The organism is Sphingomonas sp. Ant20 (genome assembly GCF_000783375.1).
In the GTDB taxonomy this organism is placed as follows: domain Bacteria; phylum Pseudomonadota; class Alphaproteobacteria; order Sphingomonadales; family Sphingomonadaceae; genus Sphingomonas; species Sphingomonas aerolata.
Genome location: NZ_JRVI01000247.1, coordinates 1 through 2,913, shown reverse-complemented (window position 1 = coordinate 2,913; position 2,913 = coordinate 1). Strand labels below are relative to the sequence as shown.

The window sequence follows — 2,913 nt, the reverse complement described above, 5'->3', positions numbered from 1 at the left end:
AGAGCGTGCGCTGGTCGCCGAGCTGCGCGCCAAGGCGGTGCACGATGCGGGGTGCTGGCGGCTGCCCGATGGCGACGCCTATTATGCCGCGGCGGCGGAGGCCGCGACGACGGTGGCGATGAGCGGGGACGAGATCCACCGGCTGGGCCTCGCGCAGGTCGCCGAGATCGGCGCGCGGATCGACGGCATCCTGAAGACGCAGGGGATGACGCAAGGGACCGTCGGCGAGCGGCTGGTGGCGCTCAACAAGCGGCCCGACCAGCTTTATCCCAACACCGATGCGGGCCGCGACGCGTTGCTCGCGCATCTCAACCGGCAGATCGTCGCGATGCAGGCGCGGCTGCCCGAGGCGTTCGCCAGCCTGCCCAAGGCGCCGGTCGAGGTGCGCCGCGTGCCGCCGACGATCCAGGCGGGCGCGCCGGGCGGCTATTACCAGAACGCCTCGCTCGACGGGTCGCGACCGGCGATCTATTATATCAACCTGCGCGATACGTTCGACCGGCCCAAATTCGGGCTCGCCACGCTGACGCATCACGAGGCGGTGCCGGGGCATCATCTCCAGGTCAGCCTCGCGCTCGAAAGCGAGCAGATCCCGCTGATCCGCCGGCGCGGCTTCTTCAGCGGCTATTCGGAGGGCTGGGCGCTTTACGCCGAACAGCTCGCCGACGAGATGGGGATGTACGAGGGCGATCCGCTGGGGCAGGTCGGCTATCTCCAGTCGCTGCTGTTCCGCGCGACGCGGCTGGTGGTCGACAGCGGGATGCACGCGAAACGCTGGAGCCGCGAAAAGGCGACCGATTACCTGATCGCGACGACGGGGATCGCGCGCGGCCGCAGCCAGGGCGAGATCGACCGCTACACGGTGTGGCCCGGCCAGGCATGCAGCTACAAGATCGGCCACACGGTGTGGACGCGCCTGCGCGACGAGGCGAAGACGCGGCCGGGATATACGCCGAAGGGCTTTCATTCGGTGCTGCTGAAGGGGGCGATGCCGCTCGCGATCCTCGAACGCGTGGTGCGCCGGACGGGGGCGGGGGCTTAAGGCCCCCCAGCTTGCCGACGCGGCCGGACCGCGGTGACTTTTGCAAAAATTCCGCAGCGGAAACTTGTGCGTTGCCGGGGGGTTGTTGGGCGGGGGCTCTCGAACCGGACATGGTCCGGCGCGGCGCCCGGACTGGCCTGGAGAAATGTCGCGTGCGTCAAGAACCGTCATCACCCTCCGACGTGAGCGTCGTATCGACCGGCCTCGGCCCGCTGAACTACATCCTCGACGGCGGCTATGCGTATAACCGCGTCCACCTGATCGAGGGCGAGCCGGGGTCGGGCAAGACTACGCTCGGGCTGCAGTTCCTGCTAGCCGGGCGCGATGCGGGCGAGCGGTGCCTGTACATCACGCTGTCGGAAAGCCGCGACGAGTTGCTCCATGTCGCCAAGACGCATGGCTGGGACATGACCGGGGTCGACATCTTCGAACTGGTGCCGCCCGAGCTGAGCCTCGACGTCGATCGCGAACAGTCGATCGTCTATTCGTCCGATCTCGAACTCGGCGAGACGGTCAACATGGTGATGGAGGCGGTCAGCAAGGTCGAGCCGACGCGGATCGTGTTCGACAGCCTGTCCGAAATCCGCCTGCTCGCGCAGGGGCCGCTGCGGTTCCGCCGGCAGCTGCTCGCGCTCAAGCATTATTTCGCGCAGCGCGGCTGCACCGCGCTGTTCCTCGACGACCTGACGCAGACCGAGGACGATCTCAGCCTGCACAGCCTGGCGCACGGCGTCGTCCGGCTCGAACAGATCGCGCTGCCCTATGGATCCGAGCGGCGGCGGCTGCGCGTCTACAAGATGCGCGCGCGCGCGTTTCGCGGCGGCTTCCACGACTTCGTGATCCGGCGCGGCGGGCTGCAGATCTTTCCACGGCTGACCGCGGTCGCGCATCCCGATACGGGTTTCGTCGACCGGCTGGCGTCGAGCGGGATCGAGGAGCTCGACACGCTGTCGGGCGGCGGGCTCGATTACGGGACGACGACACTGATCATCGGGCCGTCGGGATCGGGCAAGACGACGCTGTCGCTGCAATATGTCTTTGCCGCGCTCGAACGCGGGGAAAAGGCGCTGTTCGTCAGCTTCGACGAGACCGAGCGCGTGTTCATGCGCCGCGCGGCGGGGATGGACCTTGACCTCAGCGACCATGTCGCGGCGGGGCGGCTGTGCTTCCGCCAGGTCGATCCGGGCGAATTGTCGCCGGGCGAGCTGACCGGGATCATCCGCGACCAGGTCGAGCGCGTCGGCGCGACGGTGGTCGTGCTCGATTCGCTGTCGGGCTATCAACTCGCCATGCCCGAGGAGCAGCACATGCTGCTGCAGATGCACGAGGTCGTGACCTATCTGAACCAGCAGGGCGTGCTGGGGCTGCTCGTCCTGACGCAGACCGGGATGATCGGGACGATGCAGTCGCCGGTCGACCTGACCTATCTGGCGGATTCGGTGATGCTGCTCAGGTTCTTCGAGGCGGATGGCGCGATCCGGCGGGTGATGTCGTTCCTGAAACGCCGGATGGGTCCGCATGAGGGGACCTTGCGCGAGTTCCGGATCGACAGCGGCGGGATCCGCGTCGGGCCGCAGCTGACCGGGTTTCGCGGCGTGCTGACCGGGACGCCCGAATATGGGGGCAGCGCCGCCCTGCTGACGAACCGTGACGAATCCTGACCGACCGGCCGTGATGACCGACGATTTCCTGGTGGTCGCGCCGACCGGCCGCGACGCCGACGTGACCGCGCAGGTGCTGCGCTCTGCCGATATCGCCGCGGTGGCGGATGCCGACGGGACCGCGCTGTTCGCGGCGATCGCGGGGGGCACGCATGCCGGCGCGATCCTGACCGACGACGCGCTGTCGCGGCTCGACCAGGAGCGGCTGCT

General features: G+C 68.3%; 3 protein-coding genes. All 3 read left to right on the top strand.

All coding sequences use genetic code 11. The features are described 5' to 3' along the window. On the top strand, window positions 1-1,042 hold a 1,042-nt coding region (locus NI18_RS19445; protein ID WP_037532528.1), incomplete at its 5' end, for a DUF885 family protein. Window positions 1,043-1,224: 182 nt separating this feature from the next. Continuing rightward, window positions 1,225-2,703 (top strand): ATPase domain-containing protein, encoded by a 1,479-nt coding sequence (locus NI18_RS19440; protein ID WP_306286544.1) that lies wholly within the window; start codon window positions 1,225-1,227, stop codon window positions 2,701-2,703. Between the two features lie 13 nt (window positions 2,704-2,716). Further along, window positions 2,717-2,913: hypothetical protein (locus NI18_RS19435; RefSeq protein ID WP_037532525.1), on the top strand; the 197-nt coding region annotated here is incomplete at its 3' end.